This is a genomic window from Bradyrhizobium sp. USDA 4541 (assembly GCF_024171085.1).
In the GTDB taxonomy this organism is placed as follows: Bacteria; Pseudomonadota; Alphaproteobacteria; order Rhizobiales; family Xanthobacteraceae; genus Bradyrhizobium; species Bradyrhizobium australafricanum.
This window is the reverse complement of record NZ_JALJZF010000001.1, coordinates 2,592,059-2,607,161: the sequence shown is the minus strand read 5'-3', so window position 1 is coordinate 2,607,161 and position 15,103 is coordinate 2,592,059. Positions and strand designations below refer to the sequence as shown.

General features: G+C 64.5%; 14 protein-coding genes. 3 read left to right on the top strand and 11 right to left on the bottom strand.

Translation table 11 applies throughout. From position 1 onward, the window contains the following. Nucleotides 1-205: 205 nt before the first annotated feature. The 11 genes from tilS to J2R80_RS12065 all read right to left on the bottom strand — a co-directional run bounded on the left by tilS (nucleotide 206) and on the right by J2R80_RS12065 (nucleotide 12,132). The gene (gene tilS, locus J2R80_RS12115; RefSeq protein ID WP_057018121.1) at nucleotides 206-1,240 is read right to left on the bottom strand and encodes a tRNA lysidine(34) synthetase TilS; all 1,035 of its coding nucleotides are present in this window, start codon (nucleotides 1,238-1,240) and stop codon (nucleotides 206-208) included. A 52-nt stretch (nucleotides 1,241-1,292) separates the two neighbouring features. Beyond that, complete coding sequence (gene ybgF / locus J2R80_RS12110; protein WP_076828018.1) at nucleotides 1,293-2,333, bottom strand: tol-pal system protein YbgF; 1,041 nt, start codon at nucleotides 2,331-2,333, stop codon at nucleotides 1,293-1,295. A gap of 252 nt (nucleotides 2,334-2,585) precedes the next feature. Further along, nucleotides 2,586-3,068 (bottom strand): peptidoglycan-associated lipoprotein Pal, encoded by a 483-nt coding sequence (gene pal, locus J2R80_RS12105; protein ID WP_016846948.1) that lies wholly within the window; start codon nucleotides 3,066-3,068, stop codon nucleotides 2,586-2,588. Between the two features lie 272 nt (nucleotides 3,069-3,340). Next, nucleotides 3,341-4,075 (bottom strand): hypothetical protein, encoded by a 735-nt coding sequence (locus J2R80_RS12100; RefSeq protein ID WP_057018120.1) that lies wholly within the window; start codon nucleotides 4,073-4,075, stop codon nucleotides 3,341-3,343. 172 nt (nucleotides 4,076-4,247) lie between these two features. Beyond that, nucleotides 4,248-6,572, bottom strand: coding sequence for a bifunctional diguanylate cyclase/phosphodiesterase (locus J2R80_RS12095; protein ID WP_076828017.1), 2,325 nt, complete (start codon nucleotides 6,570-6,572; stop codon nucleotides 4,248-4,250). Between the two features lie 184 nt (nucleotides 6,573-6,756). After that, entirely contained in the window at nucleotides 6,757-8,082 is a 1,326-nt protein-coding gene (tolB, locus tag J2R80_RS12090; RefSeq protein ID WP_028340643.1) for a Tol-Pal system beta propeller repeat protein TolB, read from the bottom strand. A 72-nt stretch (nucleotides 8,083-8,154) separates the two neighbouring features. Further along, the gene (locus J2R80_RS12085; protein WP_057018118.1) at nucleotides 8,155-9,087 is read right to left on the bottom strand and encodes a cell envelope integrity protein TolA; all 933 of its coding nucleotides are present in this window, start codon (nucleotides 9,085-9,087) and stop codon (nucleotides 8,155-8,157) included. A 30-nt stretch (nucleotides 9,088-9,117) separates the two neighbouring features. Further along, the gene (locus J2R80_RS12080) at nucleotides 9,118-9,585 is read right to left on the bottom strand and encodes a biopolymer transporter ExbD (RefSeq protein WP_016846953.1); all 468 of its coding nucleotides are present in this window, start codon (nucleotides 9,583-9,585) and stop codon (nucleotides 9,118-9,120) included. Nucleotides 9,586-9,619: 34 nt separating this feature from the next. Continuing rightward, nucleotides 9,620-10,333, bottom strand: coding sequence for a protein TolQ (gene tolQ, locus J2R80_RS12075; protein WP_016846954.1), 714 nt, complete (start codon nucleotides 10,331-10,333; stop codon nucleotides 9,620-9,622). A gap of 571 nt (nucleotides 10,334-10,904) precedes the next feature. Then, complete coding sequence (crcB, locus tag J2R80_RS12070; RefSeq protein WP_076828042.1) at nucleotides 10,905-11,291, bottom strand: fluoride efflux transporter CrcB; 387 nt, start codon at nucleotides 11,289-11,291, stop codon at nucleotides 10,905-10,907. Between the two features lie 241 nt (nucleotides 11,292-11,532). Then, a complete protein-coding gene (locus J2R80_RS12065) occupies nucleotides 11,533-12,132 on the bottom strand; it encodes a superoxide dismutase (RefSeq protein ID WP_016846956.1) in 600 nt (199 codons plus the stop codon). Nucleotides 12,133-12,271: 139 nt separating this feature from the next. Between J2R80_RS12065 and J2R80_RS12060 the strand changes: the two genes are divergently transcribed. From J2R80_RS12060 to J2R80_RS12050, 3 genes are all read left to right on the top strand, one after another. After that, nucleotides 12,272-12,802: a GNAT family N-acetyltransferase gene (locus J2R80_RS12060; protein WP_076828015.1), complete on the top strand. Its 531-nt coding sequence runs from the start codon at nucleotides 12,272-12,274 to the stop codon at nucleotides 12,800-12,802. A gap of 136 nt (nucleotides 12,803-12,938) precedes the next feature. Then, nucleotides 12,939-14,324, top strand: a complete 1,386-nt coding sequence (locus J2R80_RS12055; protein ID WP_076828013.1) for an MATE family efflux transporter — start codon at nucleotides 12,939-12,941, stop codon at nucleotides 14,322-14,324. Nucleotides 14,325-14,583: 259 nt separating this feature from the next. Then, nucleotides 14,584-15,027: a DUF2147 domain-containing protein gene (locus J2R80_RS12050; protein ID WP_076828011.1), complete on the top strand. Its 444-nt coding sequence runs from the start codon at nucleotides 14,584-14,586 to the stop codon at nucleotides 15,025-15,027. Nucleotides 15,028-15,103: the final 76 nt, after the last annotated feature.

The window sequence follows — 15,103 nt, the reverse complement described above, 5'->3', positions numbered from 1 at the left end:
TCTGTGGGAATCCCCAGGGAATCCATCCCGTCGATGGCATACAATTTAGGTGCCGCTGGGGTAGATGCCAAGGGAACCACGCACGACTATTTACCGCATCCTAGCGCGATTCCCGGTCAAAAAATGGCGCTGAATCCGGTGTTTTTCCGGGGTGGTTAAGCCTCTTTGCCCGATTATGACAGCGATTGAAACAATCGAACCCGGCTCAGCGGGAGCGCGCCCGGCGGGGCGGTGCCGGGCCGATCCTGATCCGGCCGGCAGCGATGCTGATGACCGCTCCGGCAAGGGTCTGTTTCAGCCTGGATTCGCGTTTTCCCAAAGTCCCATCCAAGGCCTCGTCCATCGCGGCGAGCAGGGTTTCGACCTTGCCGAGCTCGGCCGGGCCCTCATGTCCGACGCGGTCGATGGCGCGCTTGAGCAGACGGACGCGAATTTCCTCGGGCATTACTGCGAACAGTGCAGCATCGAAGCCCGTGCCAGAGTTATCCTCGCTCTTCAACGCAAGATAGTGCTCGGCGCCGTCGACCAGCACCTCCAGGGCGGCGTTGGCGCGCGCGATCCGCGCGGCAAGCCGCGCCAGGTTCCGCGCGTCGCCGCCCTCCGCCGCGAGCATCTGCATCAGCGCGCGCAGCCGCGGACGCATGAAGGTTCGATCGCGGTTGGTCGGATCGTCGGCAAAGCCGATGCGCGCCTTCTGCAGCGTCGCGATCAGCTGGGCCTTGGAGATGTCGAGCAGCGGCCGTGTCAGCAAGACGCCATCGCGCTCGGTCTCGCGCGCCATTGCCGAGAGGCCCGCAACGCCGCTGCCGCGCAGCATCCGCATCAACAGCGTCTCGGCCTGATCGTCACGGGTGTGCGCGGTCAAAATATGCGTGGCGCCATGCTTGCGTGCGGCCTGCGCGAGCAGTCGATAGCGGGCCGCGCGCGCGGCCGCCGGCACGCCGGTTCCAGGCTTTGGTCCAGTCCAACGCAACGTGTGATGCGGCAGCTCGAGACTTCGCGCCAGCCGCTTGACGTCGCGCGCCTCGCGAGCCGCTTCAGGACGCAGGCCGTGATCGACCGTGACCGCCACCAGCCGCGGTCCCTGCGCGAGCGCGCGGCGCCAGCGCGCGGCGAGCCACATCAGCGCGACTGAATCGGGACCGCCGGACACCGCAAGCAGGAGCGCCGGCGCGCCCGCAAGGCCTGCGAACAGGCGCTTGGCGTCCCTTGCCGGGATGGCGGATTGATCGTCGGGCATCGCAAAACCAGCTGCTGGCGGAGAGGCCGGAAGCGGCCTTCCCGCATCTGGTTTAGCACTTCACGCGCTTCTGCTCGCGATCAACCGCAGCCTTGACCCCGCCGGACGCGCGCGGGTACTTCCGCGTGATCTCGCCGAACGCGGCGCAGGCCGCTTCCTTCTCCTTCAGCGCCGCCAGCGACTGGCCGAGCCGCAGCAGGGCGTCGGGCGCCTTCGCGGACTTGTCGAACTTGGTGGTCACGCCGAGGAAGGTCTCCGCAGCATCGCGATATTGCTGGCGCTGGAAATAGCTTTCGCCGAGCCAGTATTGCGAGTCCGCCACCAGGGGATCGTTCGGATACTTCTGGCCGAAGTTCTTCATCGTCTCTTCGGCGAGCGCATAGTCCTTGCGCTGCATATAGCCGATGCCGAGGTCGAACTCGTCCTTCGACGTCGCCGACGGCGGCAGCGTGGTCAGGGCTGCGCTCGCGCCGGGCGCACGCTGCGGGCTGGTGTTGCCGAGATTGAGCGGCTCGCCTGCCCCACGGCCGCCGGGCGCACCAACCGCCGCCTCACCGGGCATCGGCATCCCGCCGCCGCCAAGTGCGCGCGGCGCCCCTGGGGCATTCGGGTTCTGGTTCGGATCGAAGGCATCGCCGCGGCCGCGGCGGCCGGAAGCCGCCGGCGCCGGCTCCTGCGCGATCGGCGCAGGCGCCGCGATCTGCTGCTGCTGGTCATAGCCGCCCTGCGGCGGCCTGCCATATCCTTGCTGCGGCTGGCCGTAGCCTTGCTGGGGCTGGGCGTAGCCCGGCTGCGCTTGCGGGTAGGCCTGCGGTTGCTGCGCCGGTGGCGCCGCCGCAACGGGTTGGCCCGCCGGAGCCTGTCCAGCTGGGCCGGGCGGTTGCCCGCCAAGCTGCCGCAGCCGCTCCTCGAGCTGGCGGTTACGGTATTGCAGTTCCTCGTTCTGGCCGGTCAGCTGCCGCAGCTGGTTCTCGAGCCGCTCGATCCGCATTTCAGCATCGGAATCGTCGGATTGGGCAAACACTGGCGCGGAAACGGCGAGCAACGCCGCGATCGCCGCGGCGGAGGAAAGAAAATGAATCCTGGATGACATTTTGCCCTGACGACGAGATCGACGTGAAAAGCGAGCGACATTGAAAGACGGAGTACGCCGGAATTGTGACTGGCACTTCAAATCCGGGACAGCGTCGCGGGATACCGGTTTAGTACGGACGCTGGAACAAGCAAGCGGCCAATTGCGCGCAGCTTCGTTCATCTTGATGACGGCGGGCCGGGCCTTCACGCGGCCAAAACAAAAACCGGCGCCCTGAAGGCGCCGGCTTGAAAACACTCATTCAGGTTCGCGTCAGGAGCTGGCGTTCAGCACGGTGACGGCGCGACGATTCTGCGACCAGCAGGAGATGTCGTTACAGACCGCGACCGGACGCTCCTTGCCGTAGGAAATGGTGCGCATGCGGCTCGGATCGATGCCGCGCGAGGCAAGGTAAGCGCGGACCGACTGGGCACGGCGGGCACCGAGCGCGATGTTGTATTCGCGGGTGCCGCGCTCGTCGGCATGACCTTCGATGGTGAAGGAGTAACGGTTATAGGTCTGCAGCCACTGCGCCTGCTTGTCGAGGGTCGCCGTCGCCTGCGGGCTGAGATCGGTCTGATCGCTCTCAAAGAACACGCGGTCGCCGACATTGACCACGAAATCCTGCTGGCTGCCCGGGGTCGCGGCGCCCCCAATCGCGCCATTGGCGTCCAACGGGTTCTTGTTGGCGCAGGCGCCCATCGACAGCGCCACCGCCAGAACCGCAACCAGCTTCATACCCTGGAGATAATTCATTCCCGGAGCCTCCACGCTCGCGCTCTTCGTACTACCCAATCGGTCTACAGGGCGATGGTTAAGCGAACGTTCCGTCAACCTTGACGAGACCTTGCTGAACCCCATCAAATGCCAGGCAATGGCGAAAAGCGCCCCCGATGGTTAATGGGTGGCAAATGTGGCGCGATGGTGAAGGGAAGGCAAGGTTCGCGGGAACCGGCCGCTTTTGCAGGACAATTTGGCCTGCGCGCAACAGTCGATCGACACTGACTCGATGAGAATGGCCGATTCCCTCAGGGATTCGGCACGATCGAAGCGCGCTCGAACGGCTGCACGAAGCCGTCGGGCTGCAACTGGCCTTCGCGGTCGAACAGCATGCGCCGCTCGAAGGCGCTGGAGCGCAGGAAGGGATAGCGGGCCAGCACGCGTTCCCGCACCGTCGGCAAATGCGACGCCATCAAGCCGACCGGCTTCACCAGCCCGGGATAGAGCCGCGGCTCCGACCAGGTCTCGTGCAGGAACACACGCCGGTAGAACGCCATGTGCTCGGGCCGGACCGGCGCCAGGCCGTAATCGGCGTTGAAGTGCACGCCCGCGGTCGAGCCGAGGCGCACGGTGACATAGGGCAGTTCCGGGACGTTCCGGGCCTTCTCGGGATCCGCGACGAAGCGCGTCGAGTCGATGAAGACCAGACCCTGATCAAGCTTCGGCAGCAGCACGTCGCCGAACACCTCGAGCGTCGGCGAGGTACGCCATTCCGGCGTCACCACGGTGATGCGGATCGAGCTGCAGAGTTCGCCTTGCAGATAGACACCGAACACCCAGGCATTCGGCGCATCATCGAACTGATCGACAACCCGCTCATCCGCCGAGGGCCGGATCGCGCCTTCGCGCAGATAGGCGCGATAGCGAAGCCGGTAGATCTCGTCTTTCTGTTCCGGGGTCTGAGCGAGGCGGTAATCGACTTGATCCAGAGGGTCCGCAAGCCTTCCTGTCGCGGGCTTGATGGCTTCGGCCGCGGACCTCATTTGGTACTCCCTGAACAACGCAACAACTTCAACGCGCGGCCAAAAGATTAACAGCTTCTTAATTTCCGTCAAAGCAATCGAGGCAATACAGTTAACCTCTCGCCGCAAGGGTACACTACGAATGGTGCAGCCGAAGGCTCTCACAACTATCGATTGAGGGTATTGCGCCGGGTCAAGCGATCGAGCGCGAGGGAACCACGTGCAGTTGCTCGTCGGTCCGCCGGCCGTGCGAGGCATTGAGCAGCTGGCGGATGCGGACGGAGGGAACCGGCCGGCTGAACAGGTATCCCTGTGCTTCGGTCACCGCGCCATCGGCGCTGATCAGTTCGAGCTGCTCATTGGTCTCGATGCCCTCGACCACGACCGACATGCCGAGATCCGCCGACAGTCGCGCCACCCCCCGCAGCAGGGTCAGCGGACGGTCGCTGTCGATGCCCTCGAGGAAGGAGCGGTCGATCTTGACCTTCTGCAGCGGAAAATTGTGCAGGTAGCTGAGCGACGAGTAGCCGGTGCCGAAATCGTCCAGCGAGATCCGCACGCCGAGCGAGCGCAGCTGGGACAGCAAGTCGTGGGTCAGCTCGGTGTTGTGCAGCAGCGAGGATTCGGTGATCTCGATCTCGAGCCGGTGCGCCGGCAGGCCGGAGACCTCGAGTGCGTAGCGAACCTCGCTCAGCACGTCGCGCTGGTGGAACTGCTGCGGCGAGAAGTTGACCGCGACGCTGACCGCCTCGGGCCACTTCATGCATTCCATGCAGGCCTTGCGCAGGATCCAGCGGCCGAGATCGACGATCAGGCCCATGTCCTCGGCAACGGGGATGATGTCGACGGGAGAGACCGTGCCGCGTGCCGGATGGTTCCAGCGCAGCAGCGCCTCGCAGGTGCTCACCTTGCCGGACTTCAGGTTGATCAGCGGCTGGTAGAACAGCTCGAATTCCTCGTTGGCGAGCGCCTTGCGCAGGTCGAGCTCGAGGATGCGGCGGGCCTCGACGGTTTGCGCCATCTCGTCGCGGAAGAAGCAGAAGGTGCCGCGGCCGTCGGCCTTGGCGCGGTAGAGCGCCATGTCGGCGTTCTTCAGCAGCGTGTCGGCGCCGACGCCGGGCGCGGTCATCGCGATGCCGACGCTGGCGCCGATCTCGACCAAATGGTTGTCGATCTTGTAGCGCTCGCTGAGGCGGTCGACGATGCGACGAGCCAGCGCCGCAGCGTCCTCGTGCGAGTGGATGTTCTGCTGGAACACCACGAACTCGTCGCCGCCGAACCGCGCCACGAAATCCTCCGGCCGCAGCATCTCGCGCAGCCGCTCGGCGACCGCGCAGAGCAGCTGGTCGCCGCAGGGATGACCGAGCGTATCGTTGACCTGCTTGAACTGGTCGAGGTCGACGAACAGCAATGCGGAGCGATGGTCGCCGTGCTGCATGGCGAGCAGCCGGCCGATTTCGTCGCGGAAATTGACGCGGTTGGGCAGCGCGGTCAGCTCGTCGTAGCGCGCGAGGTGGCTGATCCGGGCCTCGGCGTCCTTGCGCTCGGTGATGTCCTCGACCAGCACCACCGTGCCGCCGCCGGCCATCGGCTGGAAAGTCCAGTCGAGCGAGCGGTTCTTGGTTGGGTCGGGATCGCTGGTGACGATATCGCCGCGCTGCGAGCTCTCGATCTCGTAGAGGATCTGCTGTGCGGCCGCGGCCGAGATCGAGCCGGACAGGACACAGGCGTTGCAGATGTCGGTCGCGCTGGCGCCGCGCTGCACGAAATCGTCCGACAGCTGCATCATCTCGATGAAGCGGTGGTTCATCACCGCAACGCGGCCGTCGGCGCTGAACATGCACAGGCCGTGCGGCATGTTGTTCAGCGCGGTATCGAACTGGCCCGCCAGCGCGGCCTCGCGCTCCTTGGCGATCCAGGCGTTGACGTAGATGCGCTGCAGGCTGGAGGTCAGATGCCGGATGGCGCTGAAGAACACCAGGCTGAGCAGTGCAAGGGCGATGTGATAGGGGCCGCCGACATACATCAGCGCCAGGATCAGGGGACCGATCGACATCAACAGATGCAGGTGGAAGATCTGCGGCCGGCCGAAGGTCCGCCCTACCCCCGCCGAGGTGTAGGCGACCACCGTGGTCACGCACAGCATGTGCGCGGCGGCATCATTGGTCGTGAGCAGCACGGTGACGCCCCAGATGCCGAGCGAGATGCCGTAGGCGATGGTGCCGATCCGGTAACGCTTCTCCCAGGTCACGGACTCTTCGACGGTGAGCCGGGAATTGCGCTGCTGGTAGCGGTACATCTGCAGCGCGCGCGCCAGCCCCACCACGATGAACAGCGGCACGCATAGCCAGCACAACAGATTGCTCGTGACAGCCGCAATCACGGCGCCCGCAATGGCGGGACCGAAGGCGCCGAAAATCATGGGCGCTGGGTTCATGAACAGGGAATCGACCAGTGCCGCCGAAATCGTCGGCGACATCGACCGGTCCGGTTCACCCGTCTGACTTGCAAACTGCATTGTGAGAGCGCGCGTCCTTTTCAGCTCGCACTCTTACTGATCGCAGGTGAAGTCTTTCTGAGCGAACATCGTTAGCAAGTCCTTGCCGCGCCCAGGCGACGACCGGAATTCACTATAAAATTCAGTGCGCTAGGTGAGAAGTGTTGACCGCCGCCGAGGTTCCCGGAGCAGCTCTGCACCCGGCTCACGACAACAGCGGCGACCAGGCCGGGTCGGAGGCAAAGCCCGGGGTCGGTACCCGCAGCTCGTTGCGGCCGGAGACGTCGATGGTGAACAGCGACGGGCCGCTGTTGCCGCCGGGATCGCGGAAAAACATCACGACGCGCCCGTTCGGCGCAAAGGTCGGGCCTTCATTGTGGAAGCCCGAGGTCAGGATGCGCTCGCCCGAACCGTCGGGTTTCATGATGCCGATCGCGAACTGCCCGCCGCCCTGCTTGGTGAAGGCGATGTAGTCGCCGCGCGGCGACCAAACCGGCGTCGAATAGGTGCCGTCGCCGAACGAGATGCGCTGTGCACCGCCGCCGGTTGCCGGCATCACGTAGATCTGCGGCTTGCCACCGCGATCCGACTCGAAGCACAGCCGCGTGCCGTCGGGCGCGTAGGACGGCGAGGTGTCGATCGCCGGCGTGTCGGTCAGCCGCGTCATCGACTTCGAGCGGAGATCCATCACGAACAGGTTGGAGTTGCCGCCCTGCTGCAGGCTCATGATGACGCGCTGGCCGTCGGGCGAGAAGCGCGGCGAGAACGACATGCCCGGGAAGTTGCCGACGATCTCGCGCTGGCCGGTCTCGATGTTGAGCAGATAGACGCGCGGGTCGCCCTGCCCGAATTCCATGTAGGTGATTTCCTGGGTCGACGGCGAGAAGCGCGGCGTCAGCACGAGATCCGAGCCGCGGGTCAGGTAGCGCACATTGGCGCCGTCCTGGTCCATCAGCGCGAGCCGCTTGACGCGGCGATCCGCCGAGCCGCTCTCGTCGACGAACACGACGCGGGTATCGAAATAACCCTTCTCGCCGGTCAGCCGCTCGTAGATCTGGTCGGAGATGATGTGGGCGATGCGCCGCCAGTATTCGGCCGAGGTGTCGTACTGCTGGCCGGCGAGCTGCTGGCCGGTGTTGACGTCCCAGAGCCGGAACTCCGCCTTGACGCGCCCGTTGCCCTGGCGCGTCATGCGGCCGGTCACCAGCGCCTGCGCGTTGATGCTCTTCCAGTTGTTGAAGTTCGGCGCCGCGTCGATGTTGATCTGCTTCTCGAGATAGGCCGCCTGATCGATCGGCGCAAACAGGCCGCTGCGCTTCAGATTGTTGGTGATCACCTGCGTCACGCCGACACCGACCTCGGTGTCCCCGGGCGTACCGGCGGCGAAGTTCGGGATCGCGATCGGCAGCGGCGCGAAGTCGCCTTCCGGAATGACGACGCGCTTCTGTGCAAAGGCGCTGCGGCTTCCGGCCAGCACGCCAAGGGCAGCCATTCCGGAGATCATCTGTCGGCGGTCGAGGCGAAACGTCATTGTACGCAAATCATTCTGGTCGGTCATTGTCCGTAGACTTTGTTTGCTATTGGCCAAGCGACGCCGTCGCCCTCAGGTCTTTCGCTCTGTGAACACCGGCGCAAAATACTTCCATTCGTCGAAGAAGGCCGCCGGCAGATTGTACGGCTGGCATTCGATGATCGCCCGCAGCGCGCTCTCCTGATAGACGCGCAGATAGGGCGTCGCCGGCGTGCCTTCCGGCACCGGCATGCCCTCGAGCGAGCCGTCACGCTTCAGCTTGATCGAGAACACCGCCTCGGTCTGCTGCGCCTCGATGCCACCATAGGGCTTCTTCCAGCAGCGCTCGACCTGCTGCTTGAACATCGCGCCCCAGGTCGCGGAGTTGTCGGCAGCCTTGCCCTTCGCGGTGCCGAGCGCCGCATTGGCATTGAGCGTATCGCCGGTCGCCGCGGCCCGCGTCGGGTCACGCTTGTCGAGGAGGGCTGCGATCTTGCTCTGGTCGAACACGCGATCCTTCGGCTTCTGCTCCGGCGGCGGCTTGGCGGCCTGTGCGACCGGCTTCGGCGGCGGCTTCTTCTCTTCCTTCTTGATCGCTTCCGCGATCGGGTCGGGCTTCACCGGATCGGGTTTCTTCTCGACCGGCTTCGGCTCTTCCTTCGGCTTGTTCTCGACCTTCTTCGGCGGATCCGGCTTCTTGTCTTCCGGCTTCTCCACCTTCGGCGCCGGCTGCGGCGCGGTGTCGGTCACGACAGGGGGCTTTTTCTCCTCGACCTTGCCGACGGTGTCGTCGACCGGCTTGGCTTCAGCGACCTTGTCGACCAGCGGCTTGGGATTTTCCTTCTTGCCGTCCTTCTGACCGGCCATGACATGCGAGAGCTGGTCGGGCGAGATCACGTCGACGGCAACCGATTCCTCTTCGGGCATCACGTACGCCTTGGTCGACCACGACACGAGGCCCCACCCGATCACGAGGACGTGCAGGACAATCGATGCCGCCAGAGTCTTGTCGACCTTGACCTTCAAATCAGGCTTCCCCGTGCCTTGGCATGGTGGTTATCCGCCTTCCGGGATGATGACGATATTCGCCTTGAATCCCGCGGCCCGGACCTCCCCGAGCAGTTTCATCATATCCGTGTAACAGACGTCCTTGTCGCCACGCAGATAGACCACTTTTTCGGCATCCGACCGGGCGTCACCGATCGCCTTGATCTTGGCCGGAAAATCGGCGGCCGTGACCGGCGCGTCACCCAGATAGAGCTCGACATTCGAGTTGCAGCCGCCGCCGGTGCGCTTGACCGACAATGTCAGCGGCGGCTGGTTCGACGAGATCGACTTGCCGCCGCTCGCCACCGGCAGGTCGATGTCGATGTTCGACGTCATCAGCGGCGCCGCGACCATGAAGATGATCAGCAGCACCAGCATCACGTCGACCATCGGCGTGACGTTGATCTCGGCCATGACCGGCTTGCGGCCGCCGCGGCGGCGTCTGCCACCGCCGGACCCTGCCATGCTCATCGCCATGATCGCACACCCGCAAAAGTGACCATCATCTAACTCAACCCCGCTCGTCGATCTGACGGGACAGGATGGCGGAGAACTCGTCGGCGAAGCCCTCCAGGCGCGCGGCCTGCCGGTTCACCTCCGAAGTGAACTTATTGTAGAAAATAGTCGCCGGAATTGCGGCAATCAGGCCGATTGCAGTGGCAAACAGCGCTTCCGCGATACCGGGCGCCACCACCGCCAAAGAGGTGTTTTTGGAGGCCGCGATCGACTGGAAGCTCGACATGATGCCCCAGACGGTGCCGAACAGGCCGACAAAGGGGCCTGCCGAGCCCACGGTGGCGAGCACCAGCAGCCGGCGTTCCAGCCGCTCCACCTCCCGGGCGATCGAGACGTTCATGACCTTCTCGATCCGCGCCTGCAGGCCGGCAAAGGACCGCGACTGGCTCTCGAAGGAGCGCTTCCACTCCCGCATCGCCGCGACGAAACAGGCCGCCATCGACTGGGTCGGCTTGGCCGAGAGGGCCCGGTAGAGTTCCTCGATCGACTGGCCGGACCAGAACGCCTGCTCGAACTTGTCCATGGCCCGCTTGGTGCGGGCGTAGAGCAGGATCTTGTCGATTGCGATCGCCCAGACCCACACCGAGCAGGACAGAAGTCCCAACATCACGCATTTGACGACCCAATGGGCCTGCCAGAACAGCGCGATCAGCGACACGTCGCTCGATGCCAGTGGCAGAGTTGACTGAGCCACGTCGGCGGGATTCATCGGCAATATCCTCTCAACGCAAGTGTCCCAATTCGGCGGGCCGCCAATCGGCACCCCTTCCACGGCCGCGCGCCCGGCGCGGCAAAACTGCGCGAGAGCCTCTTACATCTGTCGCATGGGGGGCCCGTCCAAAGCCGCGCCCTGCTTCCCCTGCCAACATGTCAAAACGAGGGCTTTTCACGCGTCATTCCGACCCTAACCAAACGCTAATCATGGTTAAGGCGAGGTTACCAAAGGGAAATTTGGAGGCGGGAAATGCCGCCGGCCGGGGAGGTTGGCGGGTTCCACAGATGAACAGTTTCCGCGGGATGGAAGGTGACGAGACCCCTGCCCACGTCGTCCCGGCCTAGTGCGCAATTGCGCACGGGGGCCGGGATCCAAACCACCGCACTCAGTGATGAACGGGATCGCGGCCCCAGCGCGCGCAACATTTGAGACTTGGGGTAATGGATCCCGGCCTTCGCCGGGACGACGGGAAGGATGGTTCTCGATTCAAGTTGCCACACCACGCGGTGTCATCACCCGCATGCGGGTGATCCAGTATTCCAGAGATGGCGGTGCCGAGTGCATCTCACGTCAAATGCCTGATGATCGCGAGCCCGGCGAACAGGCCGGCGATCGAGAGAGCGACCGAGCCCGCGACATACAACACCGCAAGGCCGAGCTCGCCGCGCTCGTAGAGCAGCGCGGTGTCGAGCGAGAAGGCGGAGAAGGTGGTGTAGCCGCCGAGGATGCCGGTCATCAAAAATAGCCGCCAGGGCTGCGAGGCGTCGCCCTTGAAGGCGAGATAGCCGGCGATCAGGCCCATCACGGTCGAGCCCGTGATGTTGATGATGAAGGTGCCGTAGGGAAACGCGGTGCCGATGCAGCGCGCGCAGGTGACGTTGATCAAATGCCGCAACGTCGCGCCGAGACCGCCGCCGAAGAAGACGAGGAGATAGCTTGCCGCGTTACCCACCAATGCCCCCGCTGGTGTGTCGAGTGAGGGCGCATCTTGCCGCACACTCAAATCACCCACCCCTGAAAGGGGAGGGTCGACGCGAATGAAATGAGCGGCGGGGCGGGGTCACAGTCTCTCCATTGAGAGACTGCTCGTGCTGAGAGATGACCCTCCCCGTTTCGCATTTCGCTTCGCTGCATGCGAAACGACCCTCCCCTTCAGGGGAGGGTGAAGAAATATGCGACGGTCGAAGCCGCGCTTAGCCGGCCTTGCCGAACAGCTCGTCGACATAGTCCCAGTTGACGAGGTTTTCGACGAACGCCTTCAGATAGTCCGGACGGCGGTTGCGGTAGTCGATGTAGTAGGAGTGCTCCCAGACGTCGACGCCGAGGATCGGCACCGCGCCGTGGACCAGCGGGTTCTCGCCGTTCGGAGTCTTGGCGACCTCGAGCTTGCCGCCCTTGACCTGCAGCCAGGCCCAGCCGGAGCCGAACTGACCGGCGCCGGCAGCAGCGAAGTCGGCCTTGAACTTGTCGAAGCCGCCGAGGTCCTCGTTGATTTTCTTCTCGAGCCGGCCGGGCAGCTTGCTGCCGCCGCCATTCGGCTTCATCCACTTCCAGAAATGGATGTGGTTGTAGTGCTGACCGGCATTGTTGAAGACGGCCGCGTTCTTGCCGAACGAACCCTTCACGATCTCCTCGAGGGACTTGCCTTCGAATTCGGTCCCCTTGATCGCGTTGTTGCCGTTGGTGACGTAGGCTTGGTGATGCTTGTCGTGGTGAAACTCCAGCGTTTCCTTGGACATGTAGGGAGCAAGGGCGTCGTGGGCGTAGGGCAGATCGGGTAGCGTGAAGGTCATGGGGTAATGTCCAACAGAGGGTGGGAGACTACACTTAACGGGCCCCCCTTATAGAAGGTTCCATGGCGGAGAAACACCGCATTTTCGGATCGCCCATGACAGATCGGCACAGCCCGAACCAAGACCAAGGACCCAGACGATGAGCATCGAAATCGACATTCTCAACGGAGATGCGTCGTGGAAGCGCGCCGAGCCGCTGCTCCAGGCGGTCTGGAGCCCGGATGCCGCCGAGAAGCCGGTCTGGGCGGACATCAAATGGGCCCACGCGGATTTGCGCGTACTGCTCGATGCGCCCGACGACAGCGGGCTGGCCTGCCATGTCGGTATCTATTTCCGGACCATCACCTGGAATGGCCACAAGGTGCATGTCGGCGGCATCGGCGGAGTCTCGACCCGCGCGGACTGCCGGCGGCGCGGCTATGCGTCACTCGCGTTGGATGCTGCCGTGCACACCATTCGTGCCAACGACGCGGTGAAATTTGCAATCTTATTCTGCGAGCCGCACAATTTCGCGTTCTACCAGGCGCGCGGCTGGCATCCCTTCAGCGGCGAAGTTTATTGCGAGCAGCCTTCCGGGCAGATCCGCTTCGAGGCGATGGCGCCGTTCGTCAACGACATCGTCCGCGCGCCGCGCCAGGGCAAGATCGACCTATGCGGCCTGCCGTGGTGACCCCTGCATCGGCGGCGGTGGCGATCAACGGTGCAACCTCGTAACATGTTGATCATCATTTATTGATTGCGAGCCCGGTTCACTGGCGTTGGATTGCAGTGCGCCCCTCTCCCGCTTGCGAAGTGAGCCGTGACGCATGACCATTGATGCCTCGATCGACGACGTGCAGCCGGCCACGGCCGCGCCCGCCACGCCGGTCAATGACCTGCTGACCGCGCCGATCCTGCCGACGCTGCTTCGCCTCGCGATCCCGAACACCATCGCCATGTTCGGCTCGACGCTGGTCGCGGTGGCCGAGACCTCTTACATCGGCCGGCTCGGCACCGAGCCGCTGGCCGGCATTGCGCTGGTGTTTCCGTTCGCGATGCTGACGCAGATGATGTCGGCCGGCGCGATGGGCGGCGGCGTCTCGTCGGCGATCAGCCGCGCGCTCGGCGCCGGCGATCGCGACCGCGCCGCCGATCTGGCGCTGCATGCGGCGATCATCGGCGGATGCGCCGGACTGTTCTTCACCGTGATGATGCTGGGCTTCGGCCGCAAATTCTATGCGCTGCTCGGCGGACATGGCGGCGTGCTCGAGCAGTCGATGCATTACTCGCAGGTGCTGTTCTCCGGCGCGATCTCGATCTGGCTGGTCAACACGCTCGCCTCCGTGGTGCGCGGCACCGGCGATATGCGAATTCCCTCGATGACGCTGATCACGGTCTCGATGATCCAGATCGCGGTCGGCGGCGTGCTGGGTCTCGGGTTGTTCGGCATGCCCGGTCTCGGCATGCGCGGCGTCGCCGCCGGACAGCTCACGGCCTTCACGTGTGGTGCGATCTTCCTCGCCTGGTATCTCGCCTCTGGCCGCAGCCGGTTGAAACTCGACTTCGCCGCCTTCAGCTTCCAGCGCGCGATGTTCCTCGACATTCTCAAGGTCGGCGCGATCTCCTGCCTGTCGCCGCTGCAGAGCGTGCTGACCATCCTGATCTTCACCAAGATCCTGGCCAGCTTCGGCACCGAGACGCTGGCCGGTTACGGCATGGGCTCGCGGTTGGAGTTTTTGCTGATCCCGATCGCGTTCGCGGTCGGCGTCGCCTCGGTGCCGATAGTCGGCATGGCGATCGGCGCGGGACTCGTGACGCGCGCCCGCAAGGTGGCGTGGACCGCCGGCACCGTCGCCGGACTTGTCGTTGGCTTCGTCGGACTTGTGGTCGCGCTCAAGCCGACGCTGTGGATTGCGCTGTTCACCACCGATCCCGGCGTGACCGCCGCGGCTTCGTCCTATTTCGCGCTGGCCGGCCCGGGCTTCGGCTTCTTCGGCGTCGGCGTCTGTCTCTATTTCTCCTCGCAGGGCGCGGCCAAGGTCGGCGGACCGGTGCTGGCCGGCACCATCCGCCTGCTGCTGGTCGGCATCGGCGGCTGGTGGCTCGCTACCGTGAGCGCCCCGGCGTGGACGCTGTTTGCGCTGGTCGGCGGTGCAATGGTGGCGTTCGGCCTCGCCACCATCATTTCGATCCGGCTGACCCGCTGGGGATAAATACGACGCAGCGCCCTCGCACCGGAGCGTTGCCTAAGCATGACTGCTCCGGAAACAGGCACCAAATTTTTTGGGAGCGCGCTCACCTGATCGCGCGAATATGACATTGCAGAAATTCTTCGACTTGTTATGCAGGCCGACCTCTAAAGCGCGATGAGATTGGGTCGAATCGTCATCGCGCTTTAGCTCTTTGTTTGATCATGATCTTTTCGGAAAACCGCTTCGCACTTTTCCGGATCATGCTCTGGGGGAATGAGCCATGGCCTGCAGATTCGAATTCATGATCGCAATCATTGCGACGGTGCTTGCCGTGCCCGTCGCGCATGCGCAAGGCGCGCCTGAGCCGGTCGGCGTCTGGCAGACCCAGGCCGGCGATGCCCGCGTCAAGATCAGCAAATGCGGCGGCGGCATCTGCGGCGTGGTGGTGAGCCTGCGCGACCCGATCGATCCGATGACCGGCAAGCCCCAGGTCGACAACAAGAATCCGAATCCGTCGCTGTCCAGCCGGCCGATCATCGGGCTGCCGCTGTTTTCCGGCATGCATCCGGTCGCCGCGGGCAAATGGTCGGGCCAGATCTACAACGCCGACGACGGCGGCACCTATGCGAGCAGCATCTCGGTGACCGGCGAGAGCACGCTGCGCGTCGAAGGCTGCGTCGGCGCGCTGTGCGGCGGCGAGACCTGGACGCGGGTGGGACGGTAATTCTGAGCCGAGCGGTAACCGCGACGGGACCGTGCTCCCTCGCCCCGCTCTTGCGGGGAGAGGGTTGGGGTGAGGG